We start from the raw sequence: 25,111 nt of genomic DNA on the forward strand, positions 1-25,111 counted from the left end.
CAAACATGGCAAAGCCAGGTACACGTACCCGTAAAAAGGTGAAAAAGACGGTTGTTGATGGCGTCGCGCACATTCACGCGTCCTTCAACAACACTATCGTGACCATTTCTGACCGTCAGGGCAACGTATTGTCCTGGGCCACCTCTGGTGGTTCTGGTTTCCGTGGGTCACGCAAGAGTACACCTTTTGCTGCGCAGGTAGCAGCTGAAAGAGCCGGTAATGCGGCTGCTGAATACGGCCTTAAAAACCTGGACGTAGAGGTTAAAGGTCCGGGGCCCGGACGTGAATCTGCGGTTCGTGCGCTGAACGCGTGCGGCTACAAGATCACTAACATCACTGATGTGACGCCGATTCCTCATAACGGTTGTCGTCCGCCCAAAAAGCGCCGCGTCTAACACAGGAGACAGTGAATTATGGCTCGTTACATAGGCCCGAAGTGCAAGCTGTCTCGTCGTGAAGGGACAGATCTTTTTCTGAAGAGCGGTGTTCGCGCGCTCGATTCAAAGTGCAACATCGAGACTCCGCCGGGTATGCACGGCGCGCGTCGCGGTCGTCTGTCCGAATATGGCGTACAGCTTCGTGAAAAACAGAAAGTTCGTCGTATCTACGGCGTACTGGAGAAGCAATTCCGCAACTATTACAAAGAGGCCGCCCGCATCAAGGGTGCAACCGGTGAGAACCTGTTGCAGCTGCTGGAAGGCCGTCTTGATAACGTTGTCTATCGCATGGGTTTTGGTTCTACCCGTGCTGAGTCCCGTCAGCTCGTTTCTCACAAAGCGATCCTGGTCAACGATAAGCTGGTGAACATCCCGTCTTATCAGGTCCGTCCGGGTGATGTTGTGAGCGTGCGTGAGAAGGCAAAAAACCAGCTTCGCGTTAAAGGCGCGCTGGACCTGTCTTCCAGCCGCGCACCGGTGAGCTGGGTAGAGGTCGACGCCAGCAAGATGTCCGGCGTTTACAGGTCAGTGCCCGAGCGCACTGAATTGCCGGCCGACATCAACGAGAACCTCATCGTCGAGCTTTACTCCAAGTAAAGCCCAGTTAGCAACGAGAGCAATTAGGGGCGTCTATGCAGCGTTCAGTACATGAGTTATTGACACCTCGTACCATTGACGTGAAAGAATCAAGCGCCATGCGCGCCAAAGTGACGCTGGAGCCTTTGGAAAGGGGCTTCGGTCACACGCTTGGTAGCGCACTGCGCCGGATACTCTTGTCCTCAATGCCGGGCTGTGCCATTACCGAGGCGCAGATCGACGGCGTGTTGCACGAGTACAGCGCGATCGAAGGTGTTCAGGAAGACGTCATTGAGATTCTTCTGAATCTTAAAGGCGTGGCCGTGAAAATGGGCGGCCGGGACGATGCTGAGGTAACCCTCAGCAAGAAAGGCCCGGGCGTTGTCACTGCCGGTGATATCAAGCTGGATCACGATGTCGAGATCACCAACCCGGAACATGTGATCTGTCACCTGAGTGCCAATGGTGAAGTGAACATGCGTCTGAAGGTTGCCCGTGGTCGCGGCTATGAGCCTGCTGATCAGCGGGGTCTGGACGAGGACGAGACTCGCGCCATTGGACGCCTGCAGCTGGACGCAACCTTCAGTCCGGTTCGTCGTGTCGCCTACGCCGTGGAAAGTGCACGGGTAGAGCAACGCACTGACCTGGACAAGCTGGTTATTGATCTGGAGACCAATGGTACGATCGACCCGGAAGAAGCGATTCGCCGGGCAGCGACCATCCTCCAGCAACAACTGGCCGTGTTTGTTGATTTCGATCACGAGAAAGAGCCTGAGCGCGTTGAGGAAGAGGAAGAAATCGATCCGATCCTCCTGCGTCCGGTTGATGATCTGGAATTGACGGTGCGTTCAGCTAACTGCTTGAAGGCTGAGAATATTTACTACATCGGCGATCTGATCCAGCGCACTGAAGTTGAGCTGCTGAAGACGCCTAACCTTGGTAAAAAGTCGCTTACTGAGATCAAGGACGTGCTCGCGTCCCGCGGTCTGTCACTGGGTATGCGTCTTGATAACTGGCCGCCGGCTAGCCTCCGTGGCGACGACCGGGTCCTGGGCGGTTAATCGCCGATTAGTTTAAGGTAAGGAATCAGAGCAATGCGTCATCGTAAGAGTGGTCGTAAGTTCAGCAGGACCAGTGCGCATCGCAAGGCCATGTTCCGTAACATGACTGCGTCACTGGTTGAACACGAGCTGATCAAAACTACGCTCCCGAAAGCGAAAGAACTTCGCCGGGTAGCGGAGCCTTTGATCACGCTGTCAAAGAATGATTCGGTCGCGAATCGTCGTCTGGCGTTTTCTCGCCTGCGTGACGATGCGGCGGTTGCCAAGCTGTTCAATGAGCTTGGTCCCCGTTACAACGAGCGTCCGGGTGGTTACCTTCGTATCCTGAAGTGTGGCTTCCGTGCCGGTGACAATGCCCCCATGGCATTTGTAGAGCTGGTAGGTCGTCCGCTGGACATCGAAGCAGAAGAAGTGGACGAAAGCGAAGATTAAGGTTTTCGCCAAGCCCAATAGAAAAACCGGAGGCTTATACCTCCGGTTTTTTTATGCCCCATCACCTGTAGCGGTCACTTCACATCCCTGGCCAGGACTCCTTTCAGGTACCGCCCGGTGTGCGACCCGGCTACCTCGGCAACGTGTTCTGGTGTCCCTTCCGCAATGATCTGGCCACCGCCTGAGCCGCCTTCGGGCCCGAGATCAATGATCCAATCCGCCGTTTTTATCACATCCAGATTGTGTTCGATCACCACGATGGTGTTGCCGTGATCCCGTAGCCGCTGCAGTACGGTCAGCAGTTGCTGGATGTCGTAGAAGTGCAGGCCGGTAGTGGGCTCATCAAGAATATAGAGTGTCTTGCCGGTGTCGCGCTTGGACAGTTCCTTGGCCAGTTTGACGCGCTGGGCTTCGCCTCCGGAGAGGGTGACTGCACTCTGGCCGAGTCGAATGTATGATAACCCAACGTCGATCAGCGTCTGCAGCTTGCGCGCCAGAAAAGGAACCGGGTCGAAGAATTCACGGGCCTCCTCAACGGTCATCTCAAGCACTTCGTGAATGCTCTTGCCCTTGTAGCGGACCTCCAGGGTTTCGCGGTTGTAGCGCTTGCCCTTGCAGACATCGCAGGGAACATAGACGTCCGGCAGGAAGTGCATCTCCACCTTGATCACACCGTCGCCCTGACAGGCCTCACAACGACCGCCTTTCACGTTGAAGCTGAAGCGGCCCGGTTTGTATCCGCGGGAGCGGGCTTCCTGGGTGCCGGCAAACAGCTCTCGTATCGGGGTGAACAGTCCGGTGTAGGTTGCGGGGTTGGAGCGGGGTGTTCGGCCGATAGGGCTCTGGTCGATGTCGATTACTTTATCGAGCTGGTCCAGACCTTTCAGTGATTCATAGGGTGCGTGGGTCAGGCTGGTGGCTTTATTGAGCCTTGCAGCGCACACCGGGTACAGGGTGCTGTTGATCAGCGTGGACTTGCCGGAGCCCGAAACGCCGGTGACACAGGTCATAACACCCAGCGGTAAAGTTAATGTGACGCCTTGCAGGTTATTTCCAGTCGCGCCAGCCAGGACCAGTGGCTTACCTTTTCGGGTGTGGCGTTGTTCGGGGATCGCGATTTCTTTTTCGCCGCACAGATACTGTCCGGTGAGAGAGTCCTTGGAGGCGATGATGTCTTCAGGGGTGCCCTGGGCAATGATATGTCCACCGTGCACGCCGGCGCCGGGCCCTATATCGATTACGTGGTCCGCAGCCCGGATGGCGTCTTCGTCATGCTCAACAACGATTACGGTATTGCCCAGATCCCGAAGATGGAACAGCGTGGCCAGCAAGCGATCATTGTCGCGTTGGTGCAGGCCGATGGAGGGTTCATCGAGAATGTACATGACGCCTACAAGGCCGGCGCCGATCTGGCTCGCCAGTCTTATGCGCTGGGCCTCGCCGCCGGAGAGTGTATCGGCGCTGCGTTCAAGGGTCAGATATTCCAGACCAACATTAACCAGGAATTGCAGTCGTTGACGAACTTCCTTGAGGATTTTTTCGGCGATTTCGCCCTTGCGACCGGGTAGGGTGAGTTGTCCGAAATAGTCATGGGCGTCGCCAACGGGCATGTGGGTGACGTCCGAGATGTTGTTTTTTTCAACAAACACATGCCGGGCACTGCGCCGCAGCCGTGAGCCGCGGCACTCCTTGCAGGGTTGTGTGCTGAGGTTGCGGGCCAGTTCTTCTCGCATGCTCTGTGATTCGGTTTCCCGATAGCGGCGCTCCAGGTTCGGCAGGATGCCCTCAAAGGGGTGAGCCTTCTCCATGATGTGACCGCGCGAGTTCACATAACGGAAAGGGATGTCTTCGGTCCCCGATCCGTAGAGTGCCGCCTGACGAAATTCCTCCGGGAGGTCTTCCCAGGGGGTGTCCATATCGATGCCGTAGTGTTCGGCCACGCTGGTCAACATCTGGAAGTAGTATACGGCCCTGCGGTCCCAACCCTTGATGGCGCCCTCGGCGAGGGTGGCCTCTGGGTGCTGGACGATCTTCTCGGCATCGAAGAACTGTTTGACGCCCAGGCCGTCGCAGGTTGGGCAGGCGCCGGCCGGGTTGTTGAAGGAAAACAGTCGCGGTTCCAGCTCGCTGATGGCATAGCCACATTGGGTGCAGGCATAGCGGGCGGAAAAGGTGTGTTCTACTCCTTCATTGTCCATAGGGGTAACGAGTGCGATGCCGTCAGCCAGTCCCAGAGCCGTTTCAAAGCTCTCGGCAAGCCGTTGCTCAAGCCCCGGTTTGACTTTGAAGCGATCGACCACCACGTCAATCTGGTGCTTGCGTTTCTTGTCCAGCGTTGGGACATCGTCGATATCGTAAACGCGGCCATCTACCCGCAAGCGGATAAAGCCCTGGCTGCGCATGGTATCAATGACTTGCAGGTGCTCACCCTTTCGGTCACGGATGACCGGCGCCAGGATCATCAACTTGCTGTCATCGGGCATGGCCAGCACCTGATCAACCATCTGGCTAACGGTTTGAGCTTCCAGTGGCTGGTCGTGGTCCGGGCAGCGCGGCTCGCCGGCGCGGGCAAACAGCAGGCGGAGGTAGTCGTAGATTTCGGTGATGGTGCCGACGGTGGAGCGGGGGTTGTGGGAGGTGCTCTTTTGCTCGATTGAAATAGCTGGTGACAGACCCTCAATATGATCCACGTCTGGCTTTTCCATCATCGACAGGAACTGCCGGGCGTAGGTGGACAGTGATTCCACGTACCGGCGTTGTCCCTCGGCGTAAAGCGTGTCGAATGCCAGGGAAGATTTACCGGAGCCGGACAGCCCGGTGATAACGATCAGCTTGTCCCTCGGCATATCCAGGTCAATGTTCTTCAGATTGTGGGTTCGTGCCCCTTTGATCTGGATATGGTCCATAACACCTCGCTGTCGGAAAAAACGGAAATTATACCGTGTTTGGCCCCCGGCCGGCCAAGTGCCCGGGACTTTTAAGCACTTAAATGCACGATGCCCTGCCTGCATGGCTTCTGTTACAATGCGCAGCGATTTCCCGAAGGGCAGGCTTCCCTTCTGAACCCTCGTTTCCGAACACCGTATCAGGTCAGGCATCTCATGAATTCACTGGAAAGACGCTCCGTTGCAGCACTGGCATCCGTGTATGCCATGCGGATGCTTGGGCTCTTCATGGTGATGCCAGTGTTCGTTCTTCTTGGCAGCGATCTTGACGGCGCGACACCTGCGCTGATTGGCCTGGCCATAGGTGCCTATGGTCTGAGCCAGGCGCTACTGCAGATTCCGTTTGGCATGCTGTCTGATCGCGTTGGCCGCAAACGGATGATCTACATCGGGCTGGTGCTTTTCGCTGCAGGCAGTTTGCTGGCTGCTTCCACCGACTCCATATACGTTGTAATCGCTGGCCGGATTCTTCAGGGCGCGGGCGCCATTGCCAGTGTTTTAATGGCGCTTCTGAGCGACCTGACCCGTGAGGAGGAGCGAACAAAGGCTATGGCAACGGTCGGCATCTCCATCGGCCTGTCGTTTTCCGTATCGCTGGTTTTAGGGCCCTTGCTGGGATCCGCCTCTGGTTTGTCCGGGATTTTCTATGCCACGGCTGTGCTGGCGCTGGTGGCGATCGTAATCGTCAATCGCGTGGTGCCAACGCCCCATGAACACAAATCCAGTGCGGACACCCATCCGGCCAGGGCGATGTTGCGGACCGTTCTGTCCGACGGCCGGCTGCTGAGGCTGGATTTCGGGATTTTTGCATTGCACCTTGTGTTAACTGCCATGTTTCTGGTGTTCCCGACCCTGCTTCAGGATCGGCTGGGGCTTCCCGCTTCGTCCCACTGGTGGTTTTACCTGACGGTTATGGTGACCTCGTTTTTTGCTATGGTGCCGTTCATCATCGTCGGGGAGAAGAGGCGCCGAATGAAACCCGTGTTTTGTGGCGCCATAGCTCTGCTTGCTCTATCAACGGCTTGTGTTGGTGCGCTTGATGGCGGGCTTGCGATGGCCTGGGGTGTGCTGTTCTTCTTCTTTATGGCGTTTAATCTGCTGGAAGCCAGTTTGCCGTCTCTGGTCAGCAAAGAATCGCCGGCAGCGGCAAAAGGCACCGCTATGGGGGTCTATTCCACATCGCAGTTTTTCGGGGCGTTTCTGGGTGGAGCGGTTGGTGGTATTCTGCTCGAGCAGTTGGGTCTTCAGGGCGTGCTGTGGTTTATGGTGGGCGCGCTGCTGATATGGCTCGCGGTGGCGTTGACGATGTCGACCCCGGGCCATACCACCAGTTTCGTGGTACAGTTGCAGCCTGTGGTTTACAGTCAGTTTGATGAGATTGATGACACGCTGAGAGGCATCCCCGGGGTGCAGGACGTTGTCATCCTGGAAGAGGCGGAAACCGCCTACCTGAAGGTGGATCGTCAAACATTTGATGAACTGTCGCTTGCGGGCTTCTCATTTGTCCGGCAGGGCAGCCAATCTTGAAATTCGGAGGTCTGCAGGGAAGGCAGGCCGTCCCTGAAAACAGAGTCAGGAGCAGATCATGGCACGAGGCGTAAACAAGGTTATTCTGATTGGGAATCTGGGGCAGGACCCGGAAACCCGCTATACCCCGAACGGCAATGCGGTGGTGAACCTCAACCTTGCAACCGATGAAAGCTACAAGGATAGGCAAACAGGCCAGTTGGTGCCGAAAACCGAATGGCACCGGATTGTGATGTTCGGCAAGATTGCCGAGGTGGCTGGCCAATACCTGCGTAAGGGCTCAAAGGTCTATATTGAGGGTAAGTTGCAGACGCGCAAGTGGCAGGGGCAGGACGGTCAGGATCGCTACACCACCGAGGTGGTGGTGGACATCAACGGCCAGATGCAGATGCTCGATAGCCGTGGTGGTGAGGGCGGCGGCATGAGCCAAGGCGCTCCCGCTGGCCGTCCGCAGCAAGCGGGCAATGCAGCACCAGCAGCTGCAGGCCCGTCTGGGCAGCAGCAATCCGGTGGAGGTGGTTACAGCCAGCCCTCCCAGGGGAGCATGCCGGAACCGGTTGATGACTTCGACGACGACATACCCTTCTAGAGTTAGTTACAAAAAGCCCCCGCCAAGCGGGGGCTTTTCTGTTAACGAGTTGCAAAAAGCAGTGAAATAGAACAATAAAACATGGAATTACGTCTACTTTTTCAACTACTATCAAAGTCACTATAAGAATCGTCCATTTTTTTAGGCATCGAGGCTTTCGAGTGGCCCTGAGCTTTATTAAAAGCTTTCTGAAGCGTTCCGATAAGCGGCAACACCTCTATCTGGAAATTCGTCCTGACGGCATTGCGTGGGCGGAATCCGGAGGTGACGCGGCTTTTGCCGATTGCTTGCCGGCAAAGCGGGAATCCGTTCTCCGTGCATTGGTCGGTGAGCGCGCCTGGGCGGGTGTCGATACCACTCTGGTTTTACCGATGGACCAATACCAGGTGTTCCAGTTGGAGCGCCCTGAGGGCGTTGAAGACTCGGAGCTTGGTGATGCCCTGAAGTGGAAACTCAAGGACATACTCGATTTCAATCCGTCCGATGCGATCTGCGATGTATTTCCGTTTCCGGAAGATGCTTCCCGTGGTCGCGGGGACCTGGTTAACGTGGTTGCTGCCAGGAAGTCTCTCGTTAGTGAGCTGGTTGCACTGGTCGAGGAATGCGATCTGATATTGATGTCCATTGATATCGCCGAGTTGGCTCTGCGTAACCTGGCGCCCCGCATTGATCCCGATCACCGGGGTGCGGCTGTAGTGCACATGCGCGAGCGGTTCGGGCAGATGATTGTCTGTAAAGGGGAAACCCTGTACCTGTCGCGACGGCTGGACGTGACTTCGGATGACCTTCGGGATGCAACGCGGCAAGAGAACGCCGTGCAGTCGTTGGCCCTTGAGATGCAACGCTCCCTTGATTACTACGAAAGCCAGTTGGGACAGGTGCCTCCTGCCGTCATTCGTCTGGTGGCGCGTGATAACCTGATGCCATTGCCCTCCATGCTTGCGTCCTACGTGGCGGCCACGGTCGAAACGCTGGATTGGGAACCTTATGGTCTTGATGAACCCCTGGACAGCCGCTGTCTGGTTGCCTGGGGCGCAAGCCTGTTCCCAGCCGGAAAGGGGGCAAAATGATCCAGCAGGTCAACCTCTACACCGACGAACTCCGCCCCCGAAAGGAAAAGCTGCAGGCCCGGATGGCTCTGTCCATTCTGGCCCTGGCGCTGGTCGTGATTGTGGTTTCCGCCGGGGTTGTTCGATATCAGGCGTCGCACTTGCAGACGCAGCTCGATTCGCGGCAGGCACAGAATGATCAGCTACAGCGTGCGGTGGAACAATTGACCACTGAGGCGGAAGCCCGTCAACCCGACCCTGAGGTTGAAGCCGCCCTTGAGCGTGTAACCGCGACGTTGGCACGAAGGCAGCGATTGCTGAGTCGTGTGGAGGACCTGGTGGCCAGCGAAGCAGCGGGATTTTCAACGCAGTTGTCGGCATTAGCTCGACAGGTGCCGCAAGGACTCTGGCTGACGCACATCCGTCTGGACGGTCATCAGGGGAATGTTGCTTTGGCAGGCAGGTCGCAGTCTGGACGGCTTGTGCCGATATACCTCGAAAAGCTTAGCGGGGAGCCCGCCTTCGTGGGCAAGACCTTCGGCAGCTTTCGGCTTGACCGAGAGGAAGACGGGCGCTGGATTGAGTTTCAGGTTGCCACGGACAGGAACTGGGAGGGTGCTGAATGAATCAGGCTTTTCGTCAGCAGTTTGATAGAGGCATAGCCTGGTTCGATGACCGTCCTGTTCGCGAGCGGGCAATGATTACTGTAACCGCCGTGGTCCTGGTTCTTTTTGTTGGCTGGGAATTGTGTGTAGCGCCTGTGATGGGCCGCAACGACCAGCTCCAGTCCCGCCTGGATTCTTTGGCCAACACTCAGGCGTCGTTGCTTGAGCAACAACAGGTGTTGACTGCGCGCTTGTCCTCCGACCCGTCCCAACAAATTCGGGACAGGCTCGCGGCGCGCCAGCAGCGTCTTGACCAACTCGATGAGGAACTGGCCGAAACCACCGGACGGCTGATCGCGCCGAGGGCCATGGTGGGATTATTGCGGGACATCCTGGCGGCCCAGGAAGAACTTGAGCTGCTGGGTGTTGAATTGATGCCGCCTGTGCCCGTATTTGAGGACGGTCCTGGCACGCCAGAAGACACTAACAGCAATGACGACAATGAAACCCGTGAGCCGCTGCTGTTCGCACACGATGCGGAAATTGCCATTCGTGGAGGCTATATGGACGTGCTGTCTTACCTCGAGACCCTTGAAGCCATGGACGCCCGCCTCGGTTGGGTGCTGCTTGACTATGATGTCAGTGAGTATCCGGACAACGAGATCCGGGTTCGGGTTAGGACATTGAGCCTGGACCGTGCATGGTTGGGAGTCTGAAATGAGGGTGTTGCTGATCATGTTGATGTTGGCCACCGGGTATGCGTTTGCCCTTGAGGATCCAACCCGGCCGAGCGGCTTTTCAGCCAGTGCACCGCAGTCAGAGTCGGCGAGGGAGTTTTCGCTGGCGTCGATATTTATTGGCAATAATCGCAGGTTGGCGGTTATCGATGGAGAGGCCCGCAGGGAAGGGCAGGCGTTTGACGGGGTTCGCATTCGGCGGATATACCCCGACCGGGTTGAGCTGGTTGATCAGGGAAGAGTGCGCGTTCTACGCCTTGAACCCCTTCCGCAAGTGCGGAGTTCGCAATGACAGACAAACGAGTTGCTATGACACTGAATCGAACGTTTTTGACCGTGCTGCTGGCAACGTCACTGGCTGCCTGCAGCAATAACCCGCTGATGCGCACCAGTCAGGCCACCTCGACGGACGCTGCCCAGTCGATTGATGACGCACTGGCGGAGGCCGAAGCTAAATCCGCGTTGCAGCGTGCCGAGCGGGAACAGGCCGCACGGGCAGGTGTTCCGGAAGAAGTCAGTGCGGCCCTGATGCCGTCGCTGTCTGCTGACACGGATGACGAGGAACGGTTCGATGTCGATGCCCGTGGCCTTGCCGCCGGCCCGTTCTTCGAAGCGCTGGTGGAGGGTAGCCGGTATAACGTGGTGGTTCACCCCGGTGTTGACGCGGTTGTTGATCTGAGGCTCCGGGACGTGACTGTTCCCGAAGTTATGGATATCGCCAGTGACCTCTATGGCTTGGATATTCAGCGCAACGGGCGACTGTTTCAGGTAAAGGCTGAAAGCGTCCAGACTCGGATGTTCCCGATCGACTACCTGCACTTCAAGCGCAGTGGCGGCTCTGAAACCCGTGTCAGTTCAGGACAGGTCAGCAGTTCACGTGACAATTCAACCGGTGCGGGCACGTCACAGAGTGATTCCGACAACGCCGACACCGCGAACCTCGTCGGCACTCGCATCTCCACAGAGACCGAGTCCGACTTCTGGACCGATATTCAGCGCGCGCTGCAAATGATCGTAGGGTCGGAGAATGGTAATCAGGTGATCATTAACCCTGGCGCCGGATTGGTGATGGTGCGCTCCGATGGAAAGTCCTTGGCGCAGGTGGAGGAGTACCTTCGCCGAACTCAGTTGATCATGCAGCGGCAGGTGGTACTGGAAGCCAAGATTCTGGAGATTGGACTGAACGAAGGCTATCAGCAAGGCATTAACTGGGCGGATATCCAGAGTGCGTCAAGCGTGACTGCATCGGATGGCTTGCCGGAGGACTTCACCGCACAGGCCTTGGCAGGGCAGGTGATTACTACCTCAGATATTGGAGGATTGTTCTCGGCGAGCGTCCGGGCGGGCGACTTTACTGGGTTGATCGAATTGCTTGGCGAGCAGGGCAACGTGCAAATTCTCTCCAGCCCCCGAATTTCCACCGTGAACAATCAAAAGGCGGTGATCAAGGTGGGCACTGACGAGTTTTTCGTAACGGACATCGACTTCGATGACAACAACTCGGCGGTGACAGCCACTGACCGGACCTCCACCTCAGTGGAACTGACCCCGTTTTTCTCCGGGATATCGCTGGATGTTACCCCACAGATTTCAGAAGACGGCGCCATTACCCTGCACGTGCATCCCTCCGTGAGTGAGGTGAACGACCAGAAGAAGGTGATTACGGTGGGGGACCGGGACGTCACCCTGCCGCTGGCACTCAGCACGGTTCGTGAGACCGACAGCGTGATCCGCGCTGAAAGCGGACAGATTGTGGTGATTGGCGGGCTGATCCAGAACACCAGTGAGGACAACAACTCAGCAGTGCCCTTCTTCAGTGAAATTCCCCTGTTGGGAGAATTGTTTAAACAGCGCCGGTTCCAGTCTCGCAAGAGCGAGCTGGTCATCCTGTTGCGTCCCGTGGTTGCCGGCAGCCAACAGATGAATGCGGATGTATCGGCCAGTCGCGACCGGATGCAGGTTCTGCGGGAACTGCTGGAGTCGTCCGAGTCTGTTAAGCCCCAACCGGAGAAAGCCAGGCGCTAGCATGTACGAAGCTCATTTCGGACTGCAGGAAGCACCGTTTGCATTGACGCCCAACACCCGGTATTTCCTCCGGGCGCGCAGCCACAGCGATGCGCTGGAGCTGCTGTTGGTGGCCTTGCGTGAGCGGGAAGGTTTTATAAAAATCACCGGCGAGGTTGGTACCGGTAAAACCCTGCTGTGCCGGTTGTTACTCAATGAGCTGGAGCAGGGCGCCCATACGGCTTACATTCCCAACCCGCACCTGACTCCAGATACCCTGTACGAGGCGGTGGCCGAGGAGCTGGGTGTAGATGTTGCGCGTTGCGCCAACACCCACCAGATACTAAAAGCTCTGAACGAACGCCTGATTGCGCTCGCTATGGAACAACGGCAGGTGGTGCTGGTGATCGACGAAGCTCAGGCCATGCCCGAGGACACTATCGAGGCACTGCGTCTGTTGACCAATCTGGAAACCGAAAGTACCCGGCTTCTGCAAGTGGTGTTGTTCGGACAACCGGAACTGGACCAGATACTCCAGCAGGACAGCATGAGGCAGCTACGGCAACGAATTACTTTTCAGTACCGTCTGGCACCGTTGGATAAAGTGTCGGTAGCACAATACCTCAGGCACCGCCTGTCCCAGGCGGGGTACAACGGCGGTGATCTGTTTGCGCCCTCAGCATTGCGTTTGATTTCCCGCTCATCCGGCGGCATTCCGCGGTTGGTCAACATTATCGCCCATAAGTCCCTGTTGTCCGCGTGGGGTCGAGGCGACCGGCAAGTGAGCCGTTGGCACGTAATGCAGGCGGTCAGGGACACCGACAGCGCCCGTGTCCCTAACCTTCTGGTGAGGTGGCTATGAGTTTGCTTAATGATGCACTGCGGGCAGCCGAGCAGCGCCAGGACCGGCCTGCGGCACCCGGGGTCTATGCCGGCGGTCAGTCGCCGGCCAGCCATCGCAGGCCCGTGTTTTTAATTGTGTTGGTGGTTTTGGCGATCGTAGTCGCTGGCCTTGGCGGCTACTGGTTGTTCTCGGTTGACTCTTCTTCTGCCCCCGCAGAGCCAGCAGACGCCGCAAAGCCCGTGCCGTCACCAGCGATGGTTGAGCCAGAACCGGTTCAAATACAGGAAGCCATCCCGCAAACACTTGCGGCACAGAACCCGGCGCCAGAGCCGTTGTCGCCGGAAACCACAGCACCCGACACCCCAGAACCAGACACTGCGGAACCCGACACTGCGGAACAAGAGCCGGCCCAATCACCCCCCGCCTCGGTGTCAAAAAGGGAAGAGATTGAGCCCTCACAACCAGAGACCAAGGAGCCGCAACCCGAGCCGGCCGCCACGGCAGATGTGAAACAGGTGCCGGAAACACCGGCTGCGATTGATCGCAGTACCGCAAGGGAACTGGAGCGGCTGGTGGCGCAGGGCCGTGTTACCGACGCAGAGCGCCGTCTTGTGGCCCTGACCCGGGAGCAGGGGGCTCCCCGCAGCCGCTATGTTGTTGCCAGGGCACTGCTGGTTGATGGCAAACAGGATCAGGCCCTTGGCTGGCTGCCCGCCGAGGTCACCGCGCAAAACCCGGCGTTGCGTTTGCTGAGAGCACGGGCTCTGCACGCCGACAATGATTTGGGTGCGGCCCTCAACACTCTGACGTCAAGCATTCCGCCCGTGGAGGGGCATGCCGAATACCGCGTTACGCTCGCAACGTTGCTGCAACAACAGGGTGACAGTGCAGAAGCAGCCCGGCACTGGGCGGCACTGATTGCCTGGGATGACAGTCAGGCTCCCTGGTGGGTGGGACTGGCGATTTCTCTGGAGACGCAGGGGGAGCTCGCTGGAGCGGCGAGGGCCTACAGGCAGGCAGCCAAACTTCCGGGGCTGCCCCGGTCATTGGCCGACTATGTACAACAACGTCTGCAGGCATTGCGGGCAGGATGATCCATGGCTGAAGCAAAGAAAAAAATCCGCATAGGCGACCTGCTGGTCCAGAACGAAGTTATCACTGAGCAACAGTTGATGACCGCCTTGCGCGAACAGAAAAGCACCGGGCGCAAGCTGGGCCGTACCCTGATCGACCTGGGCTATGTGGAAGAGGACAATCTCCTCAACATCCTGTCGCGCCAGTTGGATGTGCCATTCGTTCAACTGCGCCACTTCCAGTTCAACAACGAACTGGTGAAGAAACTGCCGGAAGCCATGGCCCGACGTTTCCGCAGTATCGTATTGGCGGAACAGAGTGGTGAACTGCTGGTAGGCATGGCCGACCCGCTCGACATCTTCGCCTACGACGAATTGGTACGGGTGCTGAAACAGCCGATCAAGCAGGCCGTTGTTCGGGAAAGCGAACTGCTGAACACGCTCGATCTGGTGTACCGCCGTACCGACGAAATTGCCTCGCTGGCGGAAGAGCTGGAAGACGAGCTGGGCGACGACGCCTTTGACCTGGCGGACCTCAGCGCCGAATCAGAAAGCGCGGAAGCGCCGGTGGTGAAGCTTCTGCAGACGCTGTTTGAGGATGCTGTGCAAGCTCGCAGCTCCGACATTCACATTGAACCTGACGAAACCGTGGTACGTATTCGTCAGCGAGTGGACGGCGTGCTGCAGGAACAGGTGATGAAGGAAAAGCGGGTCAATTCCGCGCTGGTGCTGCGCCTTAAACTAATGGCCGGCCTGAACATCTCCGAGAAGCGCATCCCCCAGGATGGCCGCTTCAATATTCGCGTGAAAGGCCGCAGCATCGATGTGCGGGTTTCTACCATGCCGGTTCAGTACGGTGAGTCGGTGGTCATGCGTTTGCTGGACCAGAGCCAGGGCATGCTGAACCTGGACGTCACCGGCATGCCGGAAACGCTATTGGAAAACTTCCGCCGGATGATCAAGAAGCCCCATGGCATGATCCTGGTCACCGGCCCGACCGGTAGCGGTAAGACCACAACCCTTTATGGCGCGCTTACTGAACTGAATCGCCCGGAAGTCAAAATCATCACGGCAGAAGACCCGGTGGAATACCGGCTGCCGCGTATTACCCAGGTGCAGGTAAACCCGAAAATCGGCCTGGAATTCGCCAGTGTACTGCGCGCCGCGCTGCGCCAGGATCCGGACGTGATCCTAGTGGGCGAGATGCGCGACCATGAAACCGCCGAAATTGGCCTACGTGCCGCGATGACCGGCCACCTGGTGCTGTCCACCCTGCACACCAACGACTCCATCAGCAGCGCCATGCGACTGATCGACATGGGCGTGGAACCTTTCCTGGTGGCCAGTTCCCTGCTTGGCGTTGTTGCCCAGCGGCTGGTGCGCAAGGTCTGTGAAAACTGTCGCGAGGCCTACGAGCCCACCAGTCAGGAAAAGGTCTGGCTGAATCAGTTCGATCTTGATCCGCTCGACCTGGAGGCCGGGTTCGTACATGGCCGTGGTTGTTACCAGTGCAGTAATAGTGGCTACCGGGGACGCCTGGGCGTCTACGAAATGCTGGAAATGAACGAGGGGATGCTGGACGCACTTCGCCGCCAGGATATCGCCGGTTTCACCCGGGAGGCCCGCAGGAGCCACCTTTACCGGCCGCTTGGCCTGTGTGCCATGGATTTTGCACTCCAGGGCGTTACCACTCTGGAAGAGGTTGCTCGGGTGGCGGCGACGTCTGAGGGCGACGTGTCTCTGGAAGAGGTGCCGGTGCTCTCTCAAGCCTCTGGTAATAGCGATGCCGACAACCCTGCTCCCAATGAGGGAAGTACCTGATGCAGTTTACGTACCGGGGTAAGGACAGCAGGGGAACCGTACAACAGGGAGCGCTGGCAGCGCCGAGCCCCGAGGCGGCAGCGTCCGAACTCATGCGGCGGGGCATCACACCGCTGGCGATCCGTGAGCAGGCACAAAACGATTCCATCGGCGACCGGCTGAATAACTTGCCGCTGTTCCGCAAGAAAATCACCCTGGACGAACTGATTGTGTTCTGCCGCCAGATGCATGCGCTGACCAAGGCGGGCATCCCATTGATACGAACCATGCGCGGCCTGGCGGACACCACGCGCTCACCCGCGCTCAGCGAAGTGCTGGACGACGTAACGGATCGCCTCGAGGCCGGCTCCACGATGGCTACCGCCATGCAGGCACATCCCAAGGTGTTTCCGGATCTGTTCATCGCCATGATCCACGTGGGGGAGAACACCGGGCAACTGGACGATGCCTTCAAGCGGCTGTCTGAGATCCTCGAGCTGGAGCGCGACACCAAAAGGCGCCTCAAGCAGGCGATGCGTTATCCCACTTTCGTGGTGATTGCCCTGTTCGGCGCGCTGATGGTGGTGAACTTCCTGGTGATTCCGAAGTTCTCGGCGGTCTTCAACAAACTGGGCGCCGACCTGCCATTCCTGACTCAGGTACTCGTCGGCACCTCTAACTTTCTGTTGGGCTACTGGTACATCGTACTGTTTGGTATTGCCGCAACGGCGCTATTGGTTCGACAGTGGAAAAACACCGACCAGGGACGCCTGACCTGGGACCGCTACAAACTGAAAATGCCTATTATCGGACCGCTGCTGGAGTTGATTACCCTAAGCCGGTTTGCCCGTAACTTCGCCAGTATGCTGTCAGCGGGCATTCCTGTGACCCATGCGCTGACCGTGGTCGCAGACGCCACGGATAACGCCTGGATATCCAAACACATCAAGGATATGCGGATAGGTATTGAGCGCGGTGAAAGCCTACTGCGAACGGCCCGGCAGAGCGATATGTTCACGCCACTGATTCTGCAGATGATTGCGGTTGGTGAGGAAACCGGTTCGGTGGACGATATGCTGGTGAACGTAGCGGATTTTTACGACGAAGACGTGGACTACGGCCTTAAGCGGCTGGCGGAATCCATCGAGCCGATACTGATTGTGGCCATGGGCATTCTGGTTCTCATTCTTGCACTGGGCGTGTTCCTGCCCATATGGGACCTGGGGGCGGCTGCCATGGGGCGTGGGTGAATGACCGGCCAGAAGTATTCGGCAATGTCGGTGCTGACCAACTCACATCGCCTGAAATTGCTGGTCGCCCTGTGCATCCTTTTTACCCTCTGGTGGGTATTACTGGGAGTCGTGGAACGCGAAGCCGGCAGGGCGGAACAGCAAGGTACACGGCTGATGCTCAACCAGATCAGAAGTGTACTGGTAGTAAAAGGGGCGGAGATTCGCCTGCAGGAAGGGGCTGACTTCAGAGCCTGGGCGGGCAGAAACCCCTTTGAATGGTTTGGATCGGAACCGACTCGGTATGATGGCATCTGCCATGACGGGCCGCCGGAGCCTGGCCGGTGGTGTTTCAAGCCGTTACAAACCGGCGATAAAGGCTACAAAAAAGACACGGCAGGCGAGCAGGGACGGGTTATATTTCAACCACGCCAGCCGATAACCCTTGGAGACAGGCAGGGAAGCCGAGACACGCCCATGACCTGGGTTGTGGCGGTAGAGTTCACGGACAGGAACGGCAATGGACGCCTTGATGGACAGGATCTCCAGTCCGGGCTGAGGTTGCAGCCGGTGGAGACGCAAAACGATCGTGCCGAACATTGATAACAAGCCTCAGGGAGGCCACGCTATGAGGGCAATGACAATAAAAGCGCGCCAGACAAAGGGGTTTACCCTGATTGAACTGGTGGTGGTGATCTCCATCCTCGCCATTCTTGCAGCCTTTGCGTTGCCGAGGTTTGCTGAACTGTCGGACGAAGCCCACCGGGCAAGCATCCAGGGCACCTCGGGCGCCTACGCCGCTGCTGTTGCACTGGTTCGTGCCCAGTGGACCGCCCGTGGCGCCGCTGGCGCACAAACTAATCTGCCCGGCTTTGGCGAGGAAAACGTCGACGTGAGTGCTGACGGTTGGCCAACGGGCGTAGGTGGCAACACCGACCCGGCCGCCATGAGTGCCACAGAGTGTCAGGACCTCTGGCTGGCCCTGATGCAGTCAAACGCGCCGACCGTGGCAACGTCCGGGGACACAACTGATTACACAGCAACCGCAAGCGGGTCCGTGTGTACCTACGAGTACGAACTCAATGGTGGCACGGACAACATTCAATACGACGCCGACACTGGCGAAGTGATTCGGGTTATCAATTAATCCATTTGAAGCAGCAAAAGCAGGAGAAAACCATGAATATGATGAACCAGATGGCCGCAAGAAAAGAGAAAGGCTTTACCCTTATCGAACTGGTAATGGTGATTGTGATTTTGGGTATTTTGGCGGCGTTTGCGTTGCCAAGGTTTGCGGATTTTGGTGGGGATGCGCGTTCAGCATCAATCCAGGGCTTGACCGGAGCACTTAAGTCAGCATCTTCAATTGCTCACGCTCGCCAAGTTGCAAACGGCGATGGTCTCGGAGCAGATGTCAATCTTGATGGCGCAACCGTGACTATGGTGAATGGGTATCCGACTGCCGATGCCGACGGTATTGTCGCCGCTGCAGACGTGGATACCACGAATGATTTCGCAATCGCAGGCGCTGGTGATACAGGTGGTACAGCGGCTACGTTCACGATTGTTGGATACACCGGTGGTACCTGTGAAGTTGTTTACACTGCGGCAACGGCTGATACGGACAACACAGGCCCTATCACTGCGGCACCGAGTGTTGTAGCTGATGTGGATGGCTGCTAACAATCGTTAGAACCGTAGCTCGGATCTGCTTTGGGGGCTACGGTAAATCCAGGAGTGGGGCATGAGAAAAAGAATCGCCCCGATGTCATCGGGGTTCACCCTTGTCGAGCTGGTCATGGTCATCATCCTGATCGGGGTTCTCTCCGCTCTGGGTGTTGGCCTGTTCGCCAGTCGCTCGGCCTTTTCTCCCCTTCTTATTACCCAGCAACTGTCGTCCGCCACGCTGCTTGCCCAGCAGGCAGCATTGGCGGGGAACAGCGCTGACACGCTGACCATTCGCCAAACCAGCGACGAACTCAGATTTTCAGCTGCCTCATCCCAATTCAATCTATCGCGCAGTGGCTCGACACTGGCCTATAGTGTGGCGGGTGCCCCTTACACGAATGTTCCGGCAGGTGGACTGACGGTGGGCTTTGATGGCTTTGGCCGTGTGGCCTCCCCGACGGCCAGAACCAATATTGATTTCCGTATTACTGGTGATAGCACGTTCAATCTCTGCCTCAGTTCTCTGGGTGCAGTTTATGACGGGACCTGTCCATGACCATGCCAGGCAAGTACGGACGCATTCATAGCGGTGCCACGCTGGTCGAGCTGGTGATCACCATTGTCATTATCAGTGTCGCTATTGCCGGAGTAGTGGGTGCGTTTGCGCTTATCTCCGGGCGTAGTGCGGACCCATTGAATCAGACCCGGGCCGTCGCGCTCGCACAGATTTACATGGACGAAATTCTCAGCCGACGGTATGACGAAAACACACCCGTAGGTGGGTTTCCCAGAGAGCCGGGTTGCACCATAAACACTGAAGAAGACATTCGCGCCAACTACGACGACGTTGATGACTATAACGAGATTATCAATGCGTCCCCGGAGAATGCTGAAGGTACCGGCCTGGCCGCGGATTACGCCGGTTTTAAGGTGACAGTTGCCATCAAGTGTGCGGGCGATGAAATCGGGCTTGCGGCTGACGAAGCCAAGCGCATCGATTTGACGATTACAGATCCGAGCGGTCAGGGCTACGATTTCTCAGTATATAGGGCGAACTACTGATGCCTCGCCAGTCTGGGTACACATTGATTGAGCTGATCATGGTGATTGTGCTGCTGAGTATCGTGGCCACGGTATCGGTGCGGTTTGTCGGCCTGTCTACCCAGGGCGCACTGGATACCAGCGCACGTCAGTTGCGAGCGCTTCAGTCCGTGGTGATCAGCGAACAGCTGACCCGAGACTTGCGGGAGGCCTTTCCGTTGTCGGTTCGAAGTACCGGCTCCTGCATTGAGTGGTTGCCTATGGAAGCGGGAACCAACTATCTCGACCTACCCGTCACTGAAGTGAGCCAGATCGAGATTGCTGAGTTTGCCCAGTCTCCTACTGTTAATAACAGGCGGGTGGTCATTTATGGTTACGGAACCTCGACAGGGGATATCTATACGGGCGCTAATCCCGGCCCCGTGTCCTCTGCGGTTTCAGGAATCAACAACACGGCTTCCTCAGGCTCGCCGGCAACCATTAGTCTGTCAACCAATCATCGATTTGATACAACCTCGCCAGCGCAGCGTCTGTTCCTTGTGGGCGAGCCGGTGAGTATCTGTCAGAGCGGCCGCTTTCTGTATCGCTATAGCGGGTATGCGCCGACGTCCACTCAGCCAGATCCTCCCACAGTTACCCCGGAAGTGCTGGCGGCCAGCCTAACCGGAACCGTCAATTTCCGGTTCCAGCCTGCCACCTTGCAGCGGGCAGCAGTGGTTCAGTTTACGTTTGATCTTGTAAGCGCCGATGGCAGCGAAACCACAACCGTCAGCCAGGAGGTCCAGATCCGTAATGTACCTTGACCGATACTGGAATCGACAGCGTGGTGCGGGGTTGCCAATCGCCCTCTTTATCATCACCGTTTTGGCTCTGATTGTGGCCAGCATGGCGCAGCAGCAGGAAAGTACCGGTGCGGCTGTTAGTCAGCAGATCTTGTCCCAGCGCGCGTTCTACGCGGCGGAAAGCGGAGCTCAGGCAGCAGTCACCGAGGCGCTCTATGGCAGTGGCTGCGGGGCAGTGCCAGGGGCTCTGAGTTTTTCAGGGAGTGGTCTCAATGGCTGTAGCGCCAGCCTCAGTTGCTCTGTTGTGCAGGCGGATATCGAAGGCGACGCCGCTGAAGAAAATGTTTATACCCTGGTCAGCACCGGACAATGTGGCGCTGGCTCCGAGCAGGCCACGCGAGAGATTGAGGTACGTGTGCGATGAGCAGCCACTGGATCAAAAAATTCAAAGCTCAAACTGCCAAAACTGTGCTGTTACTGGTTGCCGGTCTGGTGGCGCCGGTTCTGAGTGCCGAGGATGCTTTTTTCGAGACCGGCTCAGTGGTTGTCAACGATTCCATTGATCGAAGTAACTGGGAAACCGTCAGCCTAAGGGAGACCTACACCAGCCCGGTGGTTATCGTTGGTCCGGTGTCACACAACAACGACAATTCGTTAAGCGCCAGGGTTCGCAACGTTACGGCGACCAGTTTTGAGGTTGGCTTCCAAAGCCCCTGTGAGAGCGCGGGTCGCTCCGCAGGTGGGGTTGCTTGCCCTCCGGGTGGTGGTTGGAACAGCGAGACGATTCGTTACTGGGTTGTGGAAGAAGGGGCCTGGGAGTTCCCCGACGGAACATTGATTGAAGCCGGACGATTGAACACATCCACGGTACGCTCTAGCCAAGGGAGCACGAATGCGGCTGATACGGTGGTTTTTCAGCAGGCTTTCAGTAGTCCACCAGCGGTGCTGCATTCGGTCAATAGCTTTGGCGACCCGGACTGGATTACCTCAACCTCGTTTGCCAGTGGTAACAATACCGGATCGGTGCCCTCCGCGACCGATATGAGCCTTGCGCTGGAGGGGGCAGAGGTAACCAGTAGTCATGGTGCTGAAACCATTGGTTGGGTGGCTATTGAGTCGGGTTCGGGAACCAATAATGGCAACGATTATGTGGCCGGGGCTGTCGGTCAGGTGGTGGATAGGCATTCAGACGCATGTCAGAGGCTGGGTTTCGGTTTCAACTTTTCATCGGTTCCAGATGTGGTGGCTAGTAATATCACTGTTGCTGGCACCAACGGTAGCTGGGTGCGCTATTGTGGCGCAGAGATTGCCGGCAACAGTATTGATGTCCACGTGGACGAGGATCAGGTCAATGATGCGGAACGCACCGGCTTGGAAGAAGCAGTGGGTGTGTTCGCGTTTTCTGCCGATGGTTCTGGCCGGCTGACCAGGCCAGATACTTTCTGTACGGGAATCAGTGCGCTTTTTTGCGACGATTTTGACGTAGGCACGCTGGCCAGTGATGGTTGGAGCATCGATTCTTTCGGGGGCGGCAATGCGGGCATTGGCAGCCAGACCAGCAACAGCGGTAGCCAGTCCCTGTTCACGTTTGGCGGCGGCGTAAATGTGATTTCACGGGCGTTCGATCTGTCCGATTCAACGTCGGGAAGCCTCGAGTACTGGTGGCGGCGTGGTGCGGATTCCTTCAGTGAAAATCCAGAAGGCGGTGAAAACTTTCTGGCCCAGTATCTGAATGATAGTGGGCAGTGGCAGGATATCGAGATCCTACCGGGCAATGGCACACCCGGAGAAAGTGGCACAACAGAGTTCGATCTGCCGTCTGACGCCTTCCACGCCGGGTTTCGCTTTCGTTTCAGGCAGAGCAGCGGCAACAACGGAAACTTTGATTTCTGGCACGTTGACGATGTCGTGCTTCGGACAACCTCCTTCATCTGCGAGCCCGATGATTTCGGCCGGTCCGCCCTGGGACCGGACTGGGTTACCACCCGATCACGGGGGAACTTCTCGCCGCAGATCGTGAATGGCCGCTTGCGAATGACTCAGGCTTCGGGCAATCAGGCAACGGCCGCTACTTATCAACGTGTTTTTCCGGGTGCCGATAACTTTATACAGATTGAATTTGATTACTACGCCTATGGCGGATCCGGTGCTGACGGGCTGGCGGTTGTGTTCTCGGATGCTTCCGTTACACCTCAGGCCGGCGGTTATGGCGGTTCATTGGGGTATGCGCAGGAGCCCGATGGCACGGGTGGTTTTGCCGGTGGTTGGCTAGGCATTGGTCTGGACGAATACGGGAACTTCTCGAATGACAGTGAGGGTAGGGTCGGTGGCAATAATGGCCGAACTCTGGACTCAGTAGCAGTGCGCGGTGCGCTGCCAGATTATGAGTACATTGTAGATTCCGGAGGCCTATCGCCCGGCATTGATGCCAACAACGATAACAATCCTTTCAGGTATCGGATTACTATCGATTCGCGGAACAATCAGACGCCGGTTCTGACGGTGGAGCGAAACGGTAGTGGAACCGGTAACCGCTTCGAGCTCCTGGTGCAGGAGACACTGACGAACCAGCCAGCGATCCCCGAGAACCTTTACCTTTCGCTCACCGGTTCCACTGGCGGGTCTACCAACATCCACGAGCTCGACAACCTTCAGGTGTGTGCTGACAAGGTTGGTGCGGTACAGAAACAGGTTGACCATTTTGAGATTGAGCACAGCGGTAGTTCGCTGACCTGCCGTCCGGAAACAGTGACCATCAGGGCTTGTGACAACGCGGATTGCAGCCAAACCTTCAATGACTCCGTCGATGTGACTCTTTCTCCTTCATCGGGATGGCTGGGCGGCAGCACCTTTACCATGACGGGAGGTACGGCGACGCGCACGCTCAGAGTGACAACCCTATCCACGGTCACCCTGGGTGTGCCCAACTCGAGTCCGTCTACCAAACCCTTTGCCAGAACCCTTTGCAGCGATGGTTCACCTGGCAATGTGAGTGCTTCAAAATGTGACCTGACGTTCTATGATGCGGGTTTCGATATTTCAGTGCCGAACCACATTTCGGATACAGAACAGACGGCTACTATTGCCGCTGTGCGAAAGGACGATTCTTCCGAGCAATGCGTTCCGGGCTTTGACAATGAGACCAAATCAGTATCTCTCTGGTCTGGCTACACCAACCCGTCTACCGGCACTCTGCCGCTGTTTGCGGATGGCAGCGCGTTGCCTGGCAGTTCCGGAGCCACCCGGTCTCTGACATTTGATGCCAATGGTGAGGCGACGGTTGAGATACGGTACGCCGACGTCGGTCGCATCGGCTTGAATGCCAGGTACGAAGGCAGTGGCGATGACGCTGGACTGGTGATGATTGGCAATAGCGACTTTGTTGCCAGGCCGGATCACTTCAATCTCACGATTCCGGGTAACCCTGCTGCGACAGCCGTGGCTGCGGACAACGATTTTGTCGCGGCAGGAGCGGACTTTGAGATCAATGTCGCAGCGGTGAATGCCAGTGGCAATGTTACTCCCAATTTCGGTAAGGAGTCGCCTAATGAGGCCGTTAGCCTACTGGCAGAACTTGTTGCGCCTGTGGGCGGTGCAATTCCCCCTCTGGTCGGATTATTCGGAACGTTTGGCGAGGACTGTAACGGAAGCGCCGGTGCCGGAGGAACGGCCTGTGGAGAGTTTAGCTGGCCGGAAGTAGGTATCATCAAGCTGACACCGTCACTTGCCAGTGGCAGCTACATGGGAACAGCGGATGTGGATGGTAACGCGGTAGAGCATGTGGGCCGTTTTATTCCTGCCCGATTCGACGTCAGTAAATTTGACGGAGAGGTAAGCCCCTACTGTTCAGTTTCCACGCCATTTGCCTACAGTGGCAAAAGCCTGGGCTGGCGAACGGGGCTGGCACCCACTTTTCAGATTGATGCTGTGAACGTGGATGGACTGGTTACCACCAACTACACGCTAGGCAGCTTCCAGCGTTTGGCCGCAGGGGATATCGGCCGCACAGCGGACAACACTGACCTTGTTACCGTGAATGCTGCAGGCGATCTATACCCGGTCCAGACAGCGCTTGACGCCGGGGGGCTGGACATAGTGGATCGCGGGCGTTTGCAGTATCGATTCGCGTCCACGGACAGTATCACGTATGAGAAAACGGTCGACTCCATAGTGCGACCGTTTACGCCGAGTTACGAGATCAAGCTCACGTCACTTGAAGACGCCGATGGCGTTACATCTCCGCAGTTGCCTCTGGCAGTGACACCTGTTTTTGGTTTTGACATCCGATACGGTCGCCTTGAACTGACCAATGCCTACGGCCCTGAAACATCAGATATTGTAGTGCCGTTCGAGGTACAGTATTTCAGTTCGGCAATGGACGGTTTTGTTCGCAATCAGGCGGATAGCTGCTGGACTTATAACACCTCGGCGGATGTGTCTCTTGATCAGTCTGGCCTCTCGGGGGGCAGTACTTCGGTAGAGGGGGTTTCAGATACGCTTGCTGCGGGTCGGCCGAAACCCGGCAGCGAGCTCGTACTCACTGCCCCAGGAGAGCCAAACAGTGGCGATGTGCTCGCTACCTTTGTGGTGCCTATCTGGTTGCAGGATGACTTTAACGGCGATGGCTCGCTTGAAAATCCCTCAGCCCTGGCTACCTTCGGCGTCTACCGTGGCCACGACCGCGTTATCTACTGGCAGGAAAAATAGCGGGA

24 protein-coding genes are annotated in these 25,111 nt (G+C 57.2%); 23 read left to right on the top strand and 1 reads right to left on the bottom strand.

Annotation, left to right across the window (positions count from 1 at the left end):
- Window positions 1–5: 5 nt before the first annotated feature.
- Genes rpsK through rplQ form a run of 4 tightly spaced genes read left to right on the top strand, consistent with a single transcriptional unit; the run spans window position 6 to window position 2,506 of the window.
- Window positions 6–395, top strand: coding sequence for a 30S ribosomal protein S11 (rpsK, locus tag AC0B60_RS18235; protein WP_007153992.1), 390 nt, complete (start codon window positions 6–8; stop codon window positions 393–395).
- Window positions 396–413: 18 nt separating this feature from the next.
- Entirely contained in the window at window positions 414–1,034 is a 621-nt protein-coding gene (gene rpsD / locus AC0B60_RS18240) for a 30S ribosomal protein S4 (RefSeq protein ID WP_007153991.1), read from the top strand.
- Window positions 1,035–1,069: 35 nt separating this feature from the next.
- Window positions 1,070–2,074 carry a DNA-directed RNA polymerase subunit alpha gene (locus AC0B60_RS18245; protein ID WP_036203352.1) on the top strand — a complete coding sequence of 335 codons (1,005 nt, stop codon included), beginning with the start codon at window positions 1,070–1,072 and terminating at the stop codon, window positions 2,072–2,074.
- 33 nt (window positions 2,075–2,107) lie between these two features.
- Complete coding sequence (rplQ, locus tag AC0B60_RS18250; RefSeq protein WP_007153989.1) at window positions 2,108–2,506, top strand: 50S ribosomal protein L17; 399 nt, start codon at window positions 2,108–2,110, stop codon at window positions 2,504–2,506.
- Window positions 2,507–2,580: 74 nt separating this feature from the next.
- On the opposite strand, the gene uvrA is transcribed toward rplQ, so the two are convergent.
- Complete coding sequence (gene uvrA, locus AC0B60_RS18255) at window positions 2,581–5,412, bottom strand: excinuclease ABC subunit UvrA (RefSeq protein WP_465087297.1); 2,832 nt, start codon at window positions 5,410–5,412, stop codon at window positions 2,581–2,583.
- Between the two features lie 195 nt (window positions 5,413–5,607).
- On the opposite strand from uvrA, the gene AC0B60_RS18260 reads away from it, so the two are divergent.
- The 19 genes from AC0B60_RS18260 (at window position 5,608) to AC0B60_RS18350 (ending at window position 25,106) form a co-directional block, all read left to right on the top strand.
- Window positions 5,608–6,978, top strand: a complete 1,371-nt coding sequence (locus AC0B60_RS18260; protein ID WP_465087298.1) for an MFS transporter — start codon at window positions 5,608–5,610, stop codon at window positions 6,976–6,978.
- 58 nt (window positions 6,979–7,036) lie between these two features.
- The gene (gene ssb / locus AC0B60_RS18265; protein WP_465087299.1) at window positions 7,037–7,567 is read left to right on the top strand and encodes a single-stranded DNA-binding protein; all 531 of its coding nucleotides are present in this window, start codon (window positions 7,037–7,039) and stop codon (window positions 7,565–7,567) included.
- 161 nt (window positions 7,568–7,728) lie between these two features.
- On the top strand, window positions 7,729–8,637 hold the full coding sequence (locus AC0B60_RS18270) for a biogenesis protein MshI (protein ID WP_465087300.1): 909 nt from the start codon (window positions 7,729–7,731) through the stop codon (window positions 8,635–8,637).
- Window positions 8,634–9,242: a PilN domain-containing protein gene (locus AC0B60_RS18275; RefSeq protein ID WP_465087301.1), complete on the top strand. Its 609-nt coding sequence runs from the start codon at window positions 8,634–8,636 to the stop codon at window positions 9,240–9,242. The genes AC0B60_RS18270 and AC0B60_RS18275 overlap by 4 nt, the downstream gene beginning before the upstream one ends.
- The gene (gspM, locus tag AC0B60_RS18280; protein ID WP_465087302.1) at window positions 9,239–9,937 is read left to right on the top strand and encodes a type II secretion system protein GspM; all 699 of its coding nucleotides are present in this window, start codon (window positions 9,239–9,241) and stop codon (window positions 9,935–9,937) included. Before AC0B60_RS18275 ends, gspM begins: the two co-directional genes overlap by 4 nt.
- Before the next feature lies 1 nt (window position 9,938).
- Complete coding sequence (locus tag AC0B60_RS18285) at window positions 9,939–10,250, top strand: hypothetical protein (protein ID WP_465087303.1); 312 nt, start codon at window positions 9,939–9,941, stop codon at window positions 10,248–10,250.
- Window positions 10,247–11,983, top strand: a complete 1,737-nt coding sequence (mshL, locus tag AC0B60_RS18290; RefSeq protein WP_465087304.1) for a pilus (MSHA type) biogenesis protein MshL — start codon at window positions 10,247–10,249, stop codon at window positions 11,981–11,983. The genes AC0B60_RS18285 and mshL overlap by 4 nt, the downstream gene beginning before the upstream one ends.
- 1 nt (window position 11,984) lies before the next feature.
- Entirely contained in the window at window positions 11,985–12,824 is an 840-nt protein-coding gene (locus AC0B60_RS18295; RefSeq protein ID WP_465087305.1) for an ExeA family protein, read from the top strand.
- Window positions 12,821–13,900, top strand: a complete 1,080-nt coding sequence (locus tag AC0B60_RS18300) for a tetratricopeptide repeat protein (protein ID WP_465087306.1) — start codon at window positions 12,821–12,823, stop codon at window positions 13,898–13,900. The genes AC0B60_RS18295 and AC0B60_RS18300 overlap by 4 nt, the downstream gene beginning before the upstream one ends.
- Before the next feature lie 3 nt (window positions 13,901–13,903).
- Complete coding sequence (locus tag AC0B60_RS18305) at window positions 13,904–15,700, top strand: GspE/PulE family protein (protein ID WP_465087307.1); 1,797 nt, start codon at window positions 13,904–13,906, stop codon at window positions 15,698–15,700.
- Window positions 15,700–16,929 carry a type II secretion system F family protein gene (locus AC0B60_RS18310; RefSeq protein ID WP_465087308.1) on the top strand — a complete coding sequence of 410 codons (1,230 nt, stop codon included), beginning with the start codon at window positions 15,700–15,702 and terminating at the stop codon, window positions 16,927–16,929. The genes AC0B60_RS18305 and AC0B60_RS18310 overlap by 1 nt, the downstream gene beginning before the upstream one ends.
- Window positions 16,930–17,511 carry a hypothetical protein gene (locus tag AC0B60_RS18315; RefSeq protein WP_465087309.1) on the top strand — a complete coding sequence of 194 codons (582 nt, stop codon included), beginning with the start codon at window positions 16,930–16,932 and terminating at the stop codon, window positions 17,509–17,511.
- A gap of 25 nt (window positions 17,512–17,536) precedes the next feature.
- Window positions 17,537–18,055: a prepilin-type N-terminal cleavage/methylation domain-containing protein gene (locus AC0B60_RS18320; RefSeq protein WP_465087310.1), complete on the top strand. Its 519-nt coding sequence runs from the start codon at window positions 17,537–17,539 to the stop codon at window positions 18,053–18,055.
- Window positions 18,056–18,087: 32 nt separating this feature from the next.
- On the top strand, window positions 18,088–18,591 hold the full coding sequence (locus AC0B60_RS18325; RefSeq protein WP_075195662.1) for a type II secretion system protein: 504 nt from the start codon (window positions 18,088–18,090) through the stop codon (window positions 18,589–18,591).
- Window positions 18,592–18,652: 61 nt separating this feature from the next.
- Window positions 18,653–19,132, top strand: a complete 480-nt coding sequence (locus AC0B60_RS18330; protein ID WP_465087311.1) for a type IV pilin protein — start codon at window positions 18,653–18,655, stop codon at window positions 19,130–19,132.
- Window positions 19,129–19,638 (top strand): type IV pilus modification PilV family protein, encoded by a 510-nt coding sequence (locus AC0B60_RS18335; RefSeq protein WP_465087312.1) that lies wholly within the window; start codon window positions 19,129–19,131, stop codon window positions 19,636–19,638. The genes AC0B60_RS18330 and AC0B60_RS18335 overlap by 4 nt, the downstream gene beginning before the upstream one ends.
- The gene (locus tag AC0B60_RS18340) at window positions 19,638–20,420 is read left to right on the top strand and encodes a PulJ/GspJ family protein (RefSeq protein ID WP_465087313.1); all 783 of its coding nucleotides are present in this window, start codon (window positions 19,638–19,640) and stop codon (window positions 20,418–20,420) included. Before AC0B60_RS18335 ends, AC0B60_RS18340 begins: the two co-directional genes overlap by 1 nt.
- A complete protein-coding gene (locus AC0B60_RS18345) occupies window positions 20,410–20,823 on the top strand; it encodes a pilus assembly PilX family protein (protein ID WP_465087314.1) in 414 nt (137 codons plus the stop codon). Before AC0B60_RS18340 ends, AC0B60_RS18345 begins: the two co-directional genes overlap by 11 nt.
- Window positions 20,820–25,106, top strand: coding sequence for a DUF6701 domain-containing protein (locus AC0B60_RS18350; protein WP_465087315.1), 4,287 nt, complete (start codon window positions 20,820–20,822; stop codon window positions 25,104–25,106). Before AC0B60_RS18345 ends, AC0B60_RS18350 begins: the two co-directional genes overlap by 4 nt.
- Window positions 25,107–25,111: the final 5 nt, after the last annotated feature.

Source organism: Marinobacter sp. V34, from assembly GCF_055524115.1.